This window comes from Streptomyces sp. NPDC002868 (assembly GCF_055563295.1).
Window position 1 is genome coordinate 36137 of sequence record NZ_JBVHDR010000022.1, and the last position, 16274, is coordinate 52410.

The following is a 16274-nucleotide window of genomic DNA, read 5'->3' on the forward strand; positions in this document are numbered from 1 at the left end:
TCCATCGGTGTCACCAGGTGCTCTCAGCCCATGTCACCGGGACTGCCCCACGGTCTGCCGCTTCACGGACAACCCAGCCAGAACCCATGGGGACATTCGAGCGAGATACCGCACCGCTGCTTATGGGGCCGGGCCGAGGCGGGGAGCTCGGCCCGGGCCGGTGAGCAGCGGCGGTGCAGCGCGGCGCGTGTGCCGGGGACGTGCACGGGCGCCGGATCGCGTTCCCGGCGGGTTCCCGCCCGGGTGGCGGGGTGTCACAGTCCCAGGGAGATGGCCAGCCGGGTGAGTTCGGCCGTGCTGTTGATGTTGAGCTTGGCCCGGATACGGCGGAGATAGGCGTCGACCGTGTGCTTGGAGAGCCCCATGTGGCGGGCCGTCTGCAGGTAGGTGCGCCCCGCGGCGATATGCCGCAGCGTCTCCTGCTCACGCGGGGCCAGCGCAGGTGCGGGGGCGGCGTACGGCGTGGTGAGGGTGAGGCTCATGGGATTTCCTCCGACGGATCGGCACGGTCATCACTGCTCACACCCTCGGAAGCAGGGGGCAAATGCCCGAATACTGCAATTTGTCCTCTTTCAAAAAGCCTGCCCGGGCCACTTCATGACGGTGTCCGCCGACTGTCACAGGCCTGTCACAGGCCACGCCCACAGACGCGCCACAGCCCGGCCACAGACAAGAGCAGCATGGCTACGGAGATGACCTGCCGCCCCCGGCGGTGACCGCCGCCGGGGGCCGCAGGCGCTGCATGTCCGCGGCCGACCGGGCCTCACCGGCGGGGGCCGGGGCGGGCCGGGCCGGCTTGTGAGCCGCCGGCCGCCCCCTGAGGCATTGCCGGCGGCAGGACCTGGGGCAGGGCCCCTGGTGACAGCGCCGGGTTGGTGCTCCCCCGCCCTGAGGATCATGCTTGTCAGGAGGGCCCCGGCCGTGCAGGTTCCCGAACGGCGAGATGAGCGGCGATGGAGCGACTTCCCACCCCTCCCGGTGAGCGGCCGGACGAGTCGGACGCCCGTCCCGAGTCGGCATACACGGCCACGGCCACCGTCAGTGAGCAGGGCATCGTGACGGGGTGGAGCCAGGGTGCCCGGCGGCTGCTGGGCTACCTGCCCTCGGAGGTCGTGGGGCAGGCCGCCGCCCGGCTGCTCGCCGATGACGTCGGCGAGGCGGCGCGGCGGGATGCGGCCGGGCGGGAGAGGTGGAGCGGCACCGTGGCGCTGCTCCACCGGGACGGCCGCCGCCTTGAGCGGCCACTGCTCGCGCACCGCCGGACGCCAAACGGCCCGGCCGCCGAGTGGCTCGTGGTGTGTGCGGTGGCGGGCAGGCCCGGCACGCCCGGCACGCCCGGGAGCGAAGCGCTGAGGGAATGGACGTTCACCCAGTCCCCCGACATCCTGGCCGTCTTCGATGCGGACCTGCGGCTGGTACGGGCGAACAGCGGCATGGAGCGCGCGCTGTCCCTCACCGAGGACCAGATGCGCGGGCTGCGCCTGCCGGAAATCGCGCCGTATCCCGTGAGCGAGGAGGCCGAGAGCAAGATGCGCCTCGCGCTGGAGAGCGGCGAGCCGCAGCAGGTGGAGGCCTACATCCGCCCCACGGGTGTCAGCGCGGAGCGCGGCTGGTCGACCTCGCTGGCCCCGCTGAAGGACCCCGACGGCCGGGTGCGCGCCGTGTGCCTGACGGCGCACTCCGGGTCCGGGGGGTACCTCGCCCGGCAGCGGATGCTCCTGCTGAACGACGCCCAAGCCCGCATCGGCACCACCCCCGACATCCAGCGCACCGCGCAGGAACTGGCCGACGTCGCCGTCCCCCGGCTCGCGGACTTCGCCGCCGTCGACCTGCTGGATGCCCCCCAGCACGGCGACCAGCCGCCCCCCGTCCCGCCGGCAGGACCCCTCACCCTGGGCCGCACCGCTGTGCGCTCGGTCCTCCAGGACAGCCCGCAGTCCCTGGTCGCGGTGGGCGAGAGGACCACCTACCCGGCGCTGTCACCGGTGGCCGAGTGCCTGGCCCAAGGCCATGGCGCCCTGTACGAGGGGAGCGACCCCGCCATCGCCCGGTGGGCGGCGAAGGACCCCCAGGCCGGCTGGATCCGCGAGGTGGGAACACACTCGGTGATGGTGGTGCCGATGCGGGCGCGCGGCATCACTCTCGGCGTGGCCTTCTACAGCCGTCACCAGCGCCAGGAGCCCTTCGAACCGGACGACCTGCTGCTGGCCGAGGAACTCACGGCCCAAGCGGCCCTCAGCATCCACACCGCCCGCCGGCACAGCCGGGAACGCACCACCACCATGACCCTGCAGCGCAGCCTGCTCCCGCATACGCTGCCCGACCAGGCGGCACTGGAGATCGCCTCCCGCTACCTGCCCGCCGGTACCCAGGCCGGCGTGGGCGGCGACTGGTTCGACGTGATCCCGCTGTCCGGCGCGCGCGTCGCCCTGGTCGTGGGCGACGTGGTCGGCCACGGCATCCGGGCCTCGGCCACCATGGGCCGGCTGCGCACCGCGGTACGCACCCTGGCCGACGTCGAGCTGCCGCCCGACGAACTGCTCACCCACCTCGACGACCTCGTCATCCACCTGTCCGCCGACGAGAGCGGCACGCAGGGCGCCGCAGAAACCGCCGGCGGCATCGGCACCACCTGCCTCTACGCGGTCTACGACCCCGTCTCCCGCCACTGCACCCTGGCCAGGGCCGGCCACCCCCCGCCCGCCGTGGTCACCCCCGACGGCGCCGTCTACTTCCTCGACGTCCCGGCCGGCCCGCCACTGGGCCTGGGCGGCCTGCCCTTCGAAACCATGGAAACCGAACTGCCCGAAGGCAGCCTCCTCGCCCTCTACACCGACGGCCTGCTCGAACCCCGCCACCACGACATCGACGAAGCCCTGGACAAACTGTTCCAGGCCCTCGCCCGCCCCGCCCCCACCCTGGACACCATCTGCGACAGGATCCTCACCGCCCTGCTGACCCACCGCCCCGACGACGACATCGCCCTGCTCATCGCCCGCACCCGCGCCCTGCACGCCGACAAGGTCGCCGCCTGGGACCTGGCCAGCGACCCCGCCATCGTCGCCCAGGCCCGCAAAAACGCCACCGACCAACTCACCGCCTGGGGACTGGACGACGCCGCCTTCATCACCGAACTGACCGTCAGCGAACTGGTCACCAACGCCATCCGCTACGGCAAACCACCCATCCAGCTCCGCCTCATCCACGCCGACACCACCCTGATCTGCGAGGTCTACGACTCCAGCAACACCGCCCCCCACCTCAGACGCGCCCGCACCTACGACGAAGGAGGACGCGGCCTGCTCCTGGTCGCCCAACTCGCCCACCGCTGGGGCACCCGCCACGCCCCCATCGGCAAAACCATCTGGGCCGAACAAACCCTCACCGGAGACTGAATGCCTGGGTTCGAAGGTCGATGTCCCGTCTCTTGAGGCCTTGCTTCCGTCTCATCTGACGTTGTCCGGTTCGCACGTCAGGGACACGGTCGCGTGAGACAACCAACCGCCGGCTGATCACTGTGTTATCCAAGGGCAGTGACGACTTCCAGGACTTCCGGCAGGCCCTTCGACGCGGTGTTGTGCGACGTCGACAACGTGATCCGTTTCTACGACACGACGCAGCTGGCAAGGCTGGAGCGTGTTGCGGGGCTGGCGCACGGCACGACTGCGAAGGTGGCCTATGCGCCGGAGACAGATCTGCCCCTGCTTCTCGGCAAGATCACTCAGCAGCAGTGGGTGGAGTCCATCGTCCTCGGCCTTGCGGGCCACGTACCGGCGGTGCAGGCGCGTGAGCTGGGTACGGCACTTGCCAACGCGCCGTTCTGGGCCGACGAGGTGGTGGTGGCCCTGCTTCGTCGAGTGCGGGCACACATGCCCCTGATCCTGGTAACGAACGCATCCCTGGAGCTGGAGAACGACCTGGTGTCGTTGGGGCTGGCGGATTTCGCAGACCGCGTCGTCAACAGCGCCCGGGTGGGGGTGGCTAAGCCGGACCGGGAGATATACGAGATCGCGGCTGAGCAGGCAGGTGTCGCGATTGACCGTTGTCTCTTCGTGGATGACCGGCTGGAGAACATCGAAGCCGCAGTCGCGCTCGGGATGAGCGGCGTGCACTACCGCGAGCCTGCGGATGTCCGCGAGTCGCTCAGCTTCTTGGCGAACGGCTGAGACCGCCACTCACCCGAGCGGTTTGGCCACGCGGCCGGCAATCCGAACGTGACCAGCTCACTCACCGGCAACATCAAGCCAGACAACCCTGAGGAAGCGAACCAGGGAGACAACAGCACCTGAGACACCTACCGGAAGCTGTCTCACAGACCGTTACATCCATCCAGGTCACCACGTCGAGCAGGGGCACGATCGAATGAGACGGGACAACCGATGCCCCATGCATGATCAGATGAAGGGTGTCCCGTCTCAGCCGGTCTGGTCCCTGTCTCAGGTGATCTGGTCCGATCCGTAGGCCGTCTCAGGCGAAGGGGGCCCGTTGGCGGCCGTCCCGCTCGGGGCGTGTCGGCCAGCTCGGTGGTCGGCAAATTGGTGTGTGGGTGTGTGGGCTGGCCGCGTACGGTGGCTGCGTGATTTCGCGTGAGTGGGCGATCGAGCTGGTGGAGCGCCACCTACTCGGCGAAGGGGCCGAGAGGTCCCTGCCGCCAATGGTGGTCATCAGCGTGGAGCGGCACGCGTTGGGATGGCTGATCATCTGCCAGTCACCGCAGTTCGCGCGGACTCGCGACCTGCGCGACGCTTTCGTCGGCCACGGCCCGTTCCTCGTCGACGCCCTGGACGGCAGCCTGCACATGGTGCACCTCCAGTTCTGCAGCGACGGTCTGGAATGGGAGGACCAGTACCGGCAAAAGGTCCGGGGCGAGATCCCGCCACGAGAGATCGATGTCGAGGTGCGGCGTCTGACGGATCTCGGGCGCCGGCTCGACGCGTTCAAGGCGGTGCGCCATGCTGGGGGCGGGCTGAGCCCCGCCGAAGCCCTGCGCTTCGTCGACGCGATCGGTTCTGGAGTTGAACCGCCTGCTGACCTGGTGGCCCGACTGCCGCAGCCGGACACGCGGTACCTGGCCATAACCACGTACAGCAGACCCAATCCCGAACCGGCGAACTGGTCACGCGCACAGGGCACCTCCTCCGGCTGAGCACCTCGTGCACCTGCAGCGACACCCCACCCGAGCCCGACTGGCTCGGGTATCAGTGCAAAGCGACAGATCCGGACCACATCGTCTGAGACGGCGGCCGGTATCCGCGCTCGCCGGAGACCAGATCAATTGAGAAATCCGCCAGTCCAGCGTCTCAAATCATCCGGTCGCCGCAGGTCACAGCCATAAACCATGGACCAGATCATTTGAGACGGGACATCAGATGAAGGGCGCCCCCACGTCCGGTGAATCCCCAGGCGAGCAACCAAGTTCGAGAAACCGTTCGAGGCCGGAAGATGATGAACAAGCTCAGTCGGGCAGTGCAACGGTGAGGTCCACCTCGACAAGCTGCCCCGCGAAGCCCAGTTGCGCGACGCCCAGGAGCGTGCTGGCGGTGGTGAACGCCGGACCGATAGCCGAGTCGGTGAGCCGGCGCCATGCGGTGCCCAGGACTCCAGACTCATCGCTCCGCACGTAGATCACCGAGCGCACGACATGTTGTGGCTGGGCACCCAGCACTGTCAGGGCGGCCAGCGCGTTCGCCACGACCTGGTCGATTTGCACCTCCAGAGCCCCGGAACCGACGAGGGAACCGCTCCGATCGAGAGGGCACTGCCCCGCCAAGTAGGCCGTCCGTCCGGCCTCCACCACTGTGATGTGGTGGTAGCCGGGCGTTTCATGCAACTGCTCAGGGTTGATGCGGGTGATCTTCGCGCTCACGCCCGCGAGTCTGACGGATCTGCCGTCCTCGCGCATCGCAATTTGCTAGCCGAGCAGCACCCAGCACCGGCTGGAAGATGGAGAACGGGCTGAGGAGCATCCGGGCCAGATCGTGCACCGCGTCCTTTCATACGGCCCGCCCACTCCCCCATCGCCACGGAAACGAGTCCTGCCCCGCCGCAGATGCGGCGGGGCAGGAACCCACAATCCTCACGAGCCTTCCAGCCAGGCGACACCCGGCACCATCACGACACCCGCAACCAGGGCAAGGAGACCGTCCCGGGCCGCCTCCGCAGGTCTGCGCCATCCGCCTTCGGCGTGTTCCCCCGCGCGGTCACGTGACGATGACGTCGTCGGCCGGAGCCTGCGGGGCGGGCTCAGGAACAGAGGCGCTGCCGGTCTCGTCCTTCGGCGGAGCCTGCGGCGCCGGCGCATCCGGAACAGAGGCTCCGCCGGTCTCGTCCTTCGGCGGAGCCTGCGGCGCCGGCGCATCCGGAACAGAGTGGCCGCCGGTGTCGTCCTTCGGCGGAGCCTGCGGGGCCGGCGCGTCCGGAGTAGAGGGGCTGCCGGTGTCGTCCTTCGGCGGAGCGTGCGGGGCCGGCGCGTCCGGGCAGGGGCCGCCGCCGTTGCCGTTGGTGCCCGTACCGTTGCGGCCGTTGCCATCGCGGCCACCACAGCTGCCCCTGCCGCCGCGGCCGGTGCCGCCCGTGCCGGTGCCGCCCGGAGCCTGGCAGACGGGGGCGTTGCTGCCCGTCCCGTTGCCGCCGGTGCCATCCCCGCCCGTCCCGCTGCGGCAGTAGTCGCCGTGGCTCCCACGCTTCTTGTGACCGTCGTGCTTTCCGTGGCCGCCACGCTTCTTGTGCTTGTGACCGTCGCTCTTCTTGTGCTTGTGACTGTCGCGCTTCTTGTGACCGTCGCGCTTCTTGTGACCGTCACGCTTCTCGTGGTCGCCGCTGACTGCCGACACCGTCTGGCTCTGCAGCGTCGGTGCCGCAAACGCTGCGCCCGCCGGGATCAGTACACCGCCGGCAGCCAGGAGGACGGAGGCGGTGGCTACGGCCAGACTGCTCTTCCGGATACTACGCTTCATAAGAATTCTCGTTCCTCTTCCGCATGCTCTCGAGAAGGCGAGAACGAGCGAAAACCATAATCTTTCGAGACGGGTCTTTACCCGATGCCGGGGTGGGCGCATTCGCCGCACCGTGCGAGGCCGCCTGAAACAGCCGCACCTTCCGCTTCCGCGGGGACACTGGCGGTCTGGCTGGGTGGCGCGGCCGCCGGCCTTGGCCACCCAGCCAGACTGCGAACTCACTCGACGCTGTCCGCGCCCGTCAGCTCCTAGCCCGTAGCGTCACCACCCTGAGCGTCACCACCCGTGTTAGTGCCAGTCCCGGACGCATTACCACCCTGAGCGTCACCACCGGTGTTGGTGCCAGTCCCGGACGCATTACCGCCCTGAGCGTCACCACCGGTGTTCGTACCAGTCCCGGACGCATTACCGCCCGTGGCGTCACCACCGGTGTTCGTACCAGTCCCGGACGCATTACCGCCCTGAGCGTCACCACCCGTGTTGGTGCCAGTCCCGGACGCATTACCACCCTGAGCGTCACCACCGGTGTTGGTGCCAGTCCCGGACGCATTACCACCCTGAGCGTCACCACCGGTATTGGTACCTACACCAGACGCATTACCGCCCTTGGCGTTACCGCCCTTATTGGTGCCGATACCGGACGCATTACCTCCCTTGGCGTCACCGCCCTTATTCTTGCCCTTGCTCTTACTCTTGCTCTTGCCCTTTCCCTTGCTCTTGTGCTTGTCCTTGTCCTTTCCCTTGCCGTGATGCTTGTCAGGGTGGTGGTCGGGGTGCTTGTGGGAGTCGGCGAGACTCACGACCGACGAGGCGGGCATCGGGGCCGCCGTCGCGGCGGTCGCCGGAAGAATGACACCTCCGCCGATCACAGCGGCCGAAGCGACAACCGTCGCAAGGCGAAGGCCCCGACGCCTGGGACGGTCATCGTTGTGGGTGTGAACAGTGCGATTCATGGGATTTCTCCTACTGATAAAGAGGGACTATATGAAGGGAGAATCCTCGGCGAGGATTTCCGCTTTACCGTGCCGCCCCGTTCCCTTTCGGGTGGGGCCGCACTTCCAGTAGGCCCGACCCGCAGCACACCGTCACGTTCCGAGGACTCGGGACTTGACGCAGCCAGACACACCAGGTAAAACCCCACAAAAACCCCACCCCGGCAGCCCCCAACCCACCCCGAAACCAGACACGCGGCCACCTGCTCCTTCTTCCCCGACACGAACGCGCAGCGGCCGGACCGGTGGGCCTTGGGGCGGCGGACCTGGGTCTCGGTGCCGCCGATCCGCAGCCTCGGCGGCGGCGTAGGCGAACACATCGGCCAGGGTCCGCAGCCGCAGGCCGGGCCGGTCGGGGACGGCGAAGCCCCGGTCGGCGAGCAGCGGGCGCATCTCGCAGATGGCCTCGGTGACGGTGGAGCGGCCCACCCCGTAGGGCTCGGCGCGCGCCGCATGCGGCAGCCGGGTGCGCAGGTGGACCAGGGTGACGAGTACCCGGTCGGTGAACACGAGCTCGTGCTTGCGCCAGGGGGGTCGCCAGTCGGATCAGGAGTGCGGGCAAGGAGCCTCCTTGAGCCGAAGAGGCAGGCACCGGTCGGTCCAGGCGAGGGCCCCGTGGCAGTTGGTGCGCCGTGAGCAGCCCCCGCACCGCGGTCGTCCGGCAAGGGAGGCCGGGGACGGCGTGAGCGGTTCATCCGGAGTGCGGGCGCACGTTCGCTCCGGCAGCGGCCGTCGGCGCCTACGCTGCTGACCGGGTCGGGTCAGCCCGGCGGGTGAGGACGACGAGACCTTCGGCGCAACACCGAGGCCGGCACCAGCCCGCCTACCCGTCGGCCCTCACGCACTGACACCAGCCGCCATCGCCCCCCCGGGGGGACACTGGAGACATGGCCCGTAGAGCGCGAACCGAGTTTTGAGGTGGCCGATGAGCACTCTCGAAGAACAGATCGACGTCCGTGTTCCGAGCGATGTGGCCTGGGACTGCCTCCACCGTGTGGAGACCTATCCGCGGTTCCTTGAAGGAGTACGCGAGGCTCGCTCGGAGGGCGGGCACGGGGCGCACCTGGAGGTCGACGCGGGCGGCCGGGCTCAGGAGCTCGAGGCCGAGATCACCGACCGTGGCAAGGCCCACACTATGGAGTGGCAGACCACGAAGGGTCCCGACCTGGCGGGAACCTTCTCACTGCTGCCCATCGACCGGGCGCACACCCGAGTCCAGGCCCGGGTCGAGTACGACCCAGGCACCGTCAAAGAGGCGTTCGGCGGGCCGAGGGGCTTCGCCCAGGCGACCGCGATTGAACGGCTGGTACGGAACGACCTCGAGCGCTTCAAGGAGTTGGTCGAAGGGGAATGGTCAACCGCGTGACGCCTCCCGCCGAGAGCCTGTGGGGGCATGACCCAGGTACGCCGGAAACCCGCCGCAGGATGACCTTGAGCGTCTGACGGGTCGTCTACGACGCCGAGACCGCAGCCGCCTGGTCGTCGTGCGCGCGCAACATTCGCATGACGGTGGCGGGCGAGGGATGCAGTCCCTTCTTCGCGCCCGTGGTGATGATGGGCCGCTTGGCGATGTCGCGCAGGCTCATCTCCTGATCGCGCAGGTGGAGAGCCATGGACAGCATGTCCTCGTCGGTGACGCCCGCGCCGCCGATGGTCTTGCCGCGCTTGCGGGCGGACTCGTGGCCTTCGAGGGTGCGGTCGCGGATGTACTCGCGCTCCATGCCGGACAGGGCCGCGAGCACAGTGAACACGATGCCGGAGGGGTCGTGCGAGCCCTTCAGTTCCCCGGTGAGGAACTCCAGGCCGACGTCGCTCGCCTTCAGCTCTTCGGCGAGCATGGCGAGTTCGATGCCGCGGCCGAGCCGTTTGTGTTCGTGGACGACGAGGGTGACGCGCACGCCGGAGGAACGGATCTCCCCGGCAACCTTCACGGCGGCCTCCAACTCGGGGCGCTTGGTGGCGCGGGTGGAGATCTTCTCGGAGAAGACCCGGGTGACCCCGGATTCGGCGAGGGAGTCCAACTGGGCGTCCAGGGACTGCCGCGCGGTCGAGGCGCGGGCGTACCCGGGGCGGACGCGCCCGACCGGCTCGGTGCCGGCGCTCGCGGGCCGGGGCAGCTCGGTCCACGCCGAGCCCGGCTTGCGCACGGCGGGGGTCGGCACGTTCAACGCCTTGGCGAGTTGGGGCACGAGCCGGAAGCGGGCGGTGTGGTACTGGATGGCCACCTTGCCCTTCCCAGTGCGGCAGGGCGAGCCCGCCGGAGCGGCGCAGGTGGACATCGGGCAGGCAGCGCTTCCACGCGCTTGAAGTCGTCGCTCACGACCCCAGCCCGTTTCATGAGGGTGTTTCAGACGTCCAGCCGTTTGCAGCAACTCATGAAACATGATCGCCGCAGGTGGACCGCCGGACGGCCGCCTGTTTCACAGGCGGCCACCTATGAAACAGCGCCCCGGGCGGCGTTGATGCCGGATGCCGCTACGCGGCTCAGGAGGTCCGGGTGTGGTGGTCCAGCAGGCGGGTGAGCAACTGCACGAACTGGTCGCGTTCGGCCGGGCTCAGCGGCGCGAGCAGTTCGTCGTGGAGGTCGTCCAGGACCTTGTCAAGGCGGCGTAGGTGGCGGCGGCCCTGGGCGGAGATCGTGATGATGTTGCGGCGCCGGTCGCCGGGATCCGGTGCCCGCTCGACGAGGTCACGCTCGGCCAGTTCGTTGAGCACGCCGACCATGTCGCTGCGGTAGATGCCGGTGCGCCCGCTCAGCGTCGCTTGGCTGCCGGGCCCGAAGTCCTGCAGTGAGGCGAGCACGGCGTAGTGCCACTTGTGGGCGTCGGCCTGGGCCAGCCCCTCGGTTATCAGCCGGTCCGACCGCATGGTCAGCTGCGACAACAGTCGGCTCGCCCGTCGACGCAGCCGGTCGGGCGTCTTGAGCGCGCCGTCGTCGGGCATGTCCGCGGCTTCGGCTCTGATCACGGCGCCCATCCTACCCATTGCGTTAGTCCCACTAACGATATACGGTCACTCGCGCCGAAAACATTAGTGCGATGAACGTTTATCGAGTGAACTCCAAGGAAGGAAGCTCTTGCCCACCAAGACACTGCAGATCCCCACCACGGACGGCCAGGCCGACGCTTTCGCCGCCTGCCCCGACCGTGTACAGCAGCACCCGGGGGTGCTGATGTACACGGACGCCTTCGGCGTGCGGCCCGTGCTGAAGGAAATGGCCCGCGAACTGGCCGACCACGGCTACTACGTGCTCGTCCCCAACCTCTACTACCGGCACGGCCCGGCACCAGTGATCGAACTTCCCGGGCACATCGGAGAAGAGATCCGGCCCGCGGTCATCGCCCAGCTGATGCCCTTGATCGAGGCGCACACCACCGAACGCGTCCTGCGCGACGCCGACGCCTACCTCAGGTTCCTCACCACCCAGCCCGAGGCCAGCGCCGGACCGGTCGCCGTGACCGGCTACTGCATAGGCGGCGCCTATGCGATGCGCACCGCAGCGGCCCACCCCGGCCAGGTGGCCGCCCTCGCCGGATTCCACCCCGGCCCCTTGGTCACCGACGCGCCCGACAGCCCGCACCGCCTCCTCCCCAAGCTCACCGCCCAAGTCCACCTCGGCATCTCCGAGAACGACATGGCGGCCGAGGCCCCCACCGAGCTCTACCAGGCCCTGGATGCAGCAGGTGTCGGCCACACCACCGAGATCTACCCTGGCACCATCCACGGCTTCACGATGTCCGACACCGACGCCTTCAACCCCTCCGCACTGCAGCGCCACTGGGACCGACTGCTCGCCCTCCTCGACCGCACCCTGGCCAACAGCTGACGCTCCGGCCCGGAAACCAAACCCGAAGTGCACGGCTCGGCAGCCCGTAGCTCGCACGCCAGCCGCAACGCGGACGCGGCGGCCGGGACCTGGCGGTCGTGGTCATGCGCCGCAATCGCGTGTACCTGGTGACAGCTTCCTTAACGACGAGCCAGCACCGCGCCGGCCGCACCCTGCGCAAGGTCAGTGGTGGCGGCGCTGGACCAGCGCCCGAACTGTTTAGCGGGCATGGAGAAGTCTTCCTGTGAGACGGGGTCAGGCGGCCTGGCCGTAGCCGTCCGGGGCGGGCGGGCCGTCGCCGCGCAGCGGGCTGAAGTCGACGTCCAGGTGCGGGTCCTACGCCTCGGGCTGGAGGCCGAGTTCATGGGTGGAGTACTCGCCGAAGCGGCGGATGTGCTCGGTCAGGTACAGCGAGATGTGCACCAGGTCCTCGGGGTCGATGACGTGGCCCTCCTCCTGGAGCTGACGCACGATCTCGGCGATGTCCAGGGCGTTGCGGAAGATCACCGCGTTCGTGAGCAGAGCACTGAATTTCGCGGTCTTCTCCTGCTCGACGGGCCTCGCCGTACGACGGTGATGATCTCCGGGCTGCTGTCGGTCAGCGGGCTGCCGTCCCAGTCACCGAACTGTTCCTCGACGACCAGGCCCGCGCCCTCCAGAAACGAGGAGAGCGCGTCCGTGTCGAGGAATCTCAGCGTGCTGCGGCTGGCCTGCGGTCGGTCCCAGTCGGGACCGGTGAAGGTCTGCGTGAACGAGACCAGGTCTCCGCCGACCGGCGTCTCGACCTCACAGGCCAGCCGCACCACGCAACCGGTCGGGCCCACCGCCTCCACAGCTCTGTCCGGCGTCCAGTTCTCCCACGCCCGCACCCGCGGACTGCGCGTCTCGAACGCAAAGCGGCCGTCGTCGGTCAGCGCCGTGCGGACCGCGGCGAGCGCGGTGCGCAGCTCGCCGTCCTCGACGAGCACCTGGAACGCGTCCCCCGTCATCACGATCAGCTCGAACTCGCCGTCCCAGCCACCCGTCCCGAGGTCGCCGAGAACCCACTCGATGCCCGTACGCAGCCGTGCCTGTTCCAGCATCCCCTCCGCCGGGTCCACACCGCACAGCCGTCCGCCATGACCGGCCTCCCGCGCGGAGTGCAGCAGCGTGCCGGTGCCACAGCCGGCATCCAGCACGGACCGGGCGGACATCACCAAGGGCAGATAGAAGCCGAAGTCGCCCCGGTCCTCGGCCGGGTTGAGTACGTCGTACAACACGGCGAGACCGGGACCGGCGAACAGATGGCCAGCCATCGCGCCATCCTGTCAGGCCAGTTGGTCACCTCGCCTGCCAACTTCGCCTGCCATCATGCACGGATGCGTGTGCTGATGCCGGTCCCCGACCGCGATTTCGACGTCACCGAAGTGGCCGTGCCCTGGCGGATGCTCACCGACGCCGGGCACCAGGTCGTCTTCGCCACCGAGCACGCGGGCACGCGGCCCGCGGCGGATCCGAGACTCCTGACAGGTGTGCTCTTCGGGCAGCTCGGCGCGGAGAGGGAACCGAAGGCCTTCTACGAACAGCTCGTCCGGTCCCAGGAGTTCAGCACCACCCTGGCGTGGGCGGATCTCGACGTGACCGGCTTCGACGGGCTGATCCTGCCCGGCGGTCACGCACCAGGGATGCGGCAGTACCTCGGCTCCGCCGGGCTGCAGCAGCAGGTCGCCAGGTTCTGGGCGCTGGACAGGCCCGTCGGGGCGATCTGCCACGGCGTGCTGGTCCTGGCGCGGGCGCGTGAGGACGGCTCAGACCGGAGTGTGCTCGCGGACCGCCGTACCACATGTCTGCCGAAGTACATGGAACGGACAGCCTATCTGACGACGGCTTGGCGGCTCGGCCGTTACTACCGGACCTATCCCGCCTACGTGGAGGACGAGGTCAGGGCCGCACTGGCCGACCCGGGCAGGCAGTTCGAACGCGGCCCCAAGTCCCTTACGACCCGCGGGACAGCCACGGACGACACTCCCGCGTTCGTCGTGGAGGACGGCAACTACCTCTCCGCCCGCTGGCCGGGCGACGCCTACCTCTTCGGCCGCCGGTTCATCGCACTCCTGAACACTCGGCGGCCATGACCCCGGTGCCACCCAGGGCCACGGCCGGAGTTCATCCGGTCACGGGTGATCCGATTACCAACCTCACGCGGGTGAATCTGCGGCTCTTGGAGCAGATGGCGCGGCCGAAGACCGTCTACGACGACAACGTCGTCGAGCAGCTCACGTTTGCCGAGGGCACCCCCGCTTCCGACGAAGCGCAAGAAGGCCAAGGACAACGCCCCTGACCAGCTGAGGGCTCATTCTGAGTCCAGCACCGGGTGTCAGTGGCGCAAGCTGCCTGAACGCTTCGGCCCGTGGCAGACCGTCCACAATCGGCACATGCTGTGGTCGGCCGACGGCACCTGGGAGAGATTGCTGCAGCGTGTCCAGGCCATCGCCGACGCCGCGGGCGAAGTCGACTGGAACGTCAACATCGACTCCACCTCGATCCGCGCCCACCAGCATGCCGCAGGGGCTCCAAAGAACCCGCCGCCCCGACCGCCCAGGCCTCAAAAGGGGCCACACAAAGATCACTTCACTTGCCGCGCATGTGCGCCTACTCCTGTTCCTGGTGGAGGCGGCGCGGCAGGCGAAGCCCTCGGCCGTTCCCGTGGCGGGCTGACCACCAAGGTCCACCTGAGTGCGGACGGCAGGTGCCGCCCACTCTCCCTCGTGGTCGCCCCCGGGCAGCGGGCGGACTGCACCCAGTTCGAGTTGGTCATGGACAAGATTCGTGTCCCTCGGCTCGGTCCGGGCAGACCACGACGTCTGCCGGACAGTGTTGGAGCCGATAAGGCGTACAGCAACAGTGTGATCCGCGCCTATCTGCGCCGTCGCGGGATCCGGCACGTGATCCCGGAGAAGAGCGACCGCAAGGCCGCCCGCCGGAAGCGTGGTTCACGCGGCGGCCGGCCGGCGGGCTTCGACAAGGCCCGATACCGGGCCAGGAACTCGGTGGAAAAAGCGATCAACAAGCTGAAGCAGTTCAGGGCTGTAGCCACCCGATATGACAAGCGCGGCTACGTTTACCTGGGCACTGTCACGGCCGCCGCACTCCTCATCTGGCTCCGGACGTGACCGACAGGCCACCCACGGCGGTGAAGGGCATGCGCTGAAACTCGCTGCCCGGCCGACACGGTGCCGTGCCAGAATCCAGCGCATGCCAGTTCGATACCCGCGCCCCTTGCGCCCCGGTGACCGCGTCGGAATCACCTCTCCATCCAGCGGAGTCAACGAGAAGCTCCGCGAGCGCCTCCACGTGGCCATCCGCGACGTGGAGGCACGCGGATTCGAGGTGGTCCTCGGAAAATGCATGGACGGCTCGGGACATGTCAGTGCTCCCGCCGCCGCGCGCGCAGACGAACTGACGTCGCTGCTGACCGATCCCGAAATCAGTGCTGTGGTGCCGCCCTGGGGCGGGGAGCTGGCGATTGACCTCTTGCCGCTGCTCGACTGGGACCAACTGCGCGTCGCTGAACCGACCTGGCTCGTGGGGTTCTCCGACCTGTCGACCATCATCACCCCGCTGACCCTCCTCACCGGGACCGCGACCATTCACGGCAACAACCTCATGGACACTCCTTACCGGACCCCTGACGGGCTGGTCTCCTGGCTCGACATCGTCAGCGCACCACGGGGGCACCAGTTCACACAGATCCCGCCTGGCCACCACAGATCCACTGGCTGGGACGACTACGCCGCCCAGCCCGAGGTACGGGAGTACACGCTCGACGCCCGTGGCACATGGACACGGCTGGACGGAAGCGGAGATCTTGAAGTCGAGGGCCGCCTGATCGGGGGCTGCATCGAGACACTGTGCAACCTCACCGGGACCGCCTTTCTCAACGTGTCCGACTTCGCACGGACTGAGGCTGCGGACGCGCTGCTGGTGTATGTGGAGGCCGCAGGCGACGATGCCTTCACCATCTGCCGGAACCTGCACGGTATGCGGCTGGCCGGCTTCTTCGACGCGGCGAACGCGGTGCTCGTCGGACGGACCTCGGCACCAGGCGCCCCTTCATTGTCCCAGCACCAGGCCGTGCTGGACGCGCTTGGTCCATTGAATGTGCCGATCATTGCCGACGTGGAATGCGGCCACGTCCCGCCATACATGCCGATCGTCAATGGGGCGCACGGCCGCCTGGTCCACACATCAACGCGGAGCGAACTCACCCAGACCTTGGTCTGACACGCCAATTTCCCCCTCCACTGCCCATGAAACGGCGGTAGCAGATGCACTTGGCACCTGATACCGCCGTCCGCAACCGATTGCCCGACGACAGGGCTGAAGAGTCCAGGACGGGCAGTTAGCGTGATCGACGAGTCAGGCCCTAGTGTCCTGCGTCAGTAGTTGATCGTTAGTTGTTGTGTGACTTCTGCTGCTGGTGCGTCAGTTCCTCGTCGGGGCCCGAAGTTGGAGCCGCTG

The 16274-nt window shown here is 68.5% G+C and carries 17 protein-coding genes and 1 pseudogene; 9 read left to right on the forward strand and 9 right to left on the reverse strand.

The features are described from left to right. Nucleotides 1-254: 254 nt before the first annotated feature. Nucleotides 255-482: a response regulator transcription factor gene (locus ACZ3H8_RS36325; protein WP_467409081.1), complete on the reverse strand. Its 228-nt coding sequence runs from the start codon at nt 480-482 to the stop codon at nt 255-257. 471 nt (nt 483-953) lie between these two features. Between ACZ3H8_RS36325 and ACZ3H8_RS36330 the strand changes: the two genes are divergently transcribed. From ACZ3H8_RS36330 to ACZ3H8_RS36340, 3 genes are all read left to right on the forward strand, one after another. Further along, the gene (locus tag ACZ3H8_RS36330) at nt 954-3395 is read left to right on the forward strand and encodes a SpoIIE family protein phosphatase (RefSeq protein ID WP_467409083.1); all 2442 of its coding nucleotides are present in this window, start codon (nt 954-956) and stop codon (nt 3393-3395) included. Nucleotides 3396-3533: 138 nt separating this feature from the next. Continuing rightward, nucleotides 3534-4166 carry an HAD family hydrolase gene (locus ACZ3H8_RS36335; protein ID WP_467409085.1) on the forward strand — a complete coding sequence of 211 codons (633 nt, stop codon included), beginning with the start codon at nt 3534-3536 and terminating at the stop codon, nt 4164-4166. A gap of 410 nt (nt 4167-4576) precedes the next feature. Further along, a complete protein-coding gene (locus tag ACZ3H8_RS36340) occupies nt 4577-5146 on the forward strand; it encodes a YrhB domain-containing protein (RefSeq protein ID WP_467409086.1) in 570 nt (189 codons plus the stop codon). A 309-nt stretch (nt 5147-5455) separates the two neighbouring features. Here the strand turns inward: ACZ3H8_RS36340 and ACZ3H8_RS36345 are convergent, their stop codons facing one another. From ACZ3H8_RS36345 to ACZ3H8_RS36360, 4 genes and pseudogenes are all read right to left on the reverse strand, one after another. Beyond that, a complete protein-coding gene (locus ACZ3H8_RS36345) occupies nt 5456-5902 on the reverse strand; it encodes a RidA family protein (protein WP_467409088.1) in 447 nt (148 codons plus the stop codon). Nucleotides 5903-6200: 298 nt separating this feature from the next. Next, entirely contained in the window at nt 6201-6956 is a 756-nt protein-coding gene (locus tag ACZ3H8_RS36350; RefSeq protein WP_467409090.1) for a hypothetical protein, read from the reverse strand. 248 nt (nt 6957-7204) lie between these two features. Further along, nucleotides 7205-7909: a hypothetical protein gene (locus tag ACZ3H8_RS36355; protein WP_467409092.1), complete on the reverse strand. Its 705-nt coding sequence runs from the start codon at nt 7907-7909 to the stop codon at nt 7205-7207. 242 nt (nt 7910-8151) lie between these two features. Then, nucleotides 8152-8470 (reverse strand): annotated as a pseudogene (locus ACZ3H8_RS36360) (transposase family protein); the annotation flags it as partial. Between the two features lie 403 nt (nt 8471-8873). On the opposite strand from ACZ3H8_RS36360, the gene ACZ3H8_RS36365 reads away from it, so the two are divergent. Continuing rightward, nucleotides 8874-9314, forward strand: a complete 441-nt coding sequence (locus ACZ3H8_RS36365) for an SRPBCC family protein (RefSeq protein ID WP_467409093.1) — start codon at nt 8874-8876, stop codon at nt 9312-9314. 85 nt (nt 9315-9399) lie between these two features. On the opposite strand, the gene ACZ3H8_RS36370 is transcribed toward ACZ3H8_RS36365, so the two are convergent. Both ACZ3H8_RS36370 and ACZ3H8_RS36375 read right to left on the reverse strand, forming a co-directional pair. Beyond that, entirely contained in the window at nt 9400-10227 is an 828-nt protein-coding gene (locus tag ACZ3H8_RS36370) for a recombinase family protein (protein WP_467409094.1), read from the reverse strand. Nucleotides 10228-10432: 205 nt separating this feature from the next. Beyond that, a complete protein-coding gene (locus tag ACZ3H8_RS36375) occupies nt 10433-10924 on the reverse strand; it encodes a MarR family winged helix-turn-helix transcriptional regulator (protein ID WP_467409096.1) in 492 nt (163 codons plus the stop codon). Nucleotides 10925-11024: 100 nt separating this feature from the next. Here ACZ3H8_RS36375 and ACZ3H8_RS36380 point away from each other — a divergent pair, with 100 nt between their 5' ends. Further along, complete coding sequence (locus tag ACZ3H8_RS36380) at nt 11025-11774, forward strand: dienelactone hydrolase family protein (protein WP_467409097.1); 750 nt, start codon at nt 11025-11027, stop codon at nt 11772-11774. A 336-nt stretch (nt 11775-12110) separates the two neighbouring features. On the opposite strand, the gene ACZ3H8_RS36385 is transcribed toward ACZ3H8_RS36380, so the two are convergent. Next, nucleotides 12111-12392: a Tn3 family transposase gene (locus tag ACZ3H8_RS36385; protein WP_467409105.1), complete on the reverse strand. Its 282-nt coding sequence runs from the start codon at nt 12390-12392 to the stop codon at nt 12111-12113. Beyond that, nucleotides 12278-13069: a class I SAM-dependent DNA methyltransferase gene (locus tag ACZ3H8_RS36390; protein WP_467409098.1), complete on the reverse strand. Its 792-nt coding sequence runs from the start codon at nt 13067-13069 to the stop codon at nt 12278-12280. Before ACZ3H8_RS36390 ends, ACZ3H8_RS36385 begins: the two co-directional genes overlap by 115 nt. 63 nt (nt 13070-13132) lie before the next feature. On the opposite strand from ACZ3H8_RS36390, the gene ACZ3H8_RS36395 reads away from it, so the two are divergent. The 4 genes from ACZ3H8_RS36395 to ACZ3H8_RS36410 all read left to right on the forward strand — a co-directional run bounded on the left by ACZ3H8_RS36395 (nt 13133) and on the right by ACZ3H8_RS36410 (nt 16037). Continuing rightward, entirely contained in the window at nt 13133-13888 is a 756-nt protein-coding gene (locus tag ACZ3H8_RS36395; protein ID WP_467409101.1) for a type 1 glutamine amidotransferase domain-containing protein, read from the forward strand. Continuing rightward, entirely contained in the window at nt 13885-14094 is a 210-nt protein-coding gene (locus tag ACZ3H8_RS36400; RefSeq protein ID WP_467409102.1) for a hypothetical protein, read from the forward strand. The genes ACZ3H8_RS36395 and ACZ3H8_RS36400 overlap by 4 nt, the downstream gene beginning before the upstream one ends. A 4-nt stretch (nt 14095-14098) precedes the next feature. After that, entirely contained in the window at nt 14099-14926 is an 828-nt protein-coding gene (locus ACZ3H8_RS36405) for an IS5 family transposase (RefSeq protein WP_467409106.1), read from the forward strand. A gap of 82 nt (nt 14927-15008) precedes the next feature. Further along, nucleotides 15009-16037, forward strand: coding sequence for a S66 family peptidase (locus tag ACZ3H8_RS36410; RefSeq protein ID WP_467409103.1), 1029 nt, complete (start codon nt 15009-15011; stop codon nt 16035-16037). The last annotated feature ends 237 nt before the right edge of the window (nt 16038-16274 follow it).

Coding starts and splice junctions, on each gene's coding strand:
- ACZ3H8_RS36325 (WP_467409081.1), bottom strand. CDS start 482: ATGAGCCTCACCCTCACCACGCCGTACGCCGCCCCCGCACCTGCGCTG.
- ACZ3H8_RS36395 (WP_467409101.1), top strand. CDS start 13,133: ATGCGTGTGCTGATGCCGGTCCCCGACCGCGATTTCGACGTCACCGAA.
- ACZ3H8_RS36345 (WP_467409088.1), bottom strand. CDS start 5,902: ATGCGCGAGGACGGCAGATCCGTCAGACTCGCGGGCGTGAGCGCGAAG.
- ACZ3H8_RS36390 (WP_467409098.1), bottom strand. CDS start 13,069: ATGGCTGGCCATCTGTTCGCCGGTCCCGGTCTCGCCGTGTTGTACGAC.
- ACZ3H8_RS36330 (WP_467409083.1), top strand. CDS start 954: ATGGAGCGACTTCCCACCCCTCCCGGTGAGCGGCCGGACGAGTCGGAC.
- ACZ3H8_RS36350 (WP_467409090.1), bottom strand. CDS start 6,956: ATGAAGCGTAGTATCCGGAAGAGCAGTCTGGCCGTAGCCACCGCCTCC.
- ACZ3H8_RS36410 (WP_467409103.1), top strand. CDS start 15,009: ATGCCAGTTCGATACCCGCGCCCCTTGCGCCCCGGTGACCGCGTCGGA.
- ACZ3H8_RS36355 (WP_467409092.1), bottom strand. CDS start 7,909: ATGAATCGCACTGTTCACACCCACAACGATGACCGTCCCAGGCGTCGG.
- ACZ3H8_RS36375 (WP_467409096.1), bottom strand. CDS start 10,924: ATGGGCGCCGTGATCAGAGCCGAAGCCGCGGACATGCCCGACGACGGC.
- ACZ3H8_RS36400 (WP_467409102.1), top strand. CDS start 13,885: ATGACCCCGGTGCCACCCAGGGCCACGGCCGGAGTTCATCCGGTCACG.
- ACZ3H8_RS36365 (WP_467409093.1), top strand. CDS start 8,874: ATGAGCACTCTCGAAGAACAGATCGACGTCCGTGTTCCGAGCGATGTG.
- ACZ3H8_RS36370 (WP_467409094.1), bottom strand. CDS start 10,227: ATGTCCACCTGCGCCGCTCCGGCGGGCTCGCCCTGCCGCACTGGGAAG.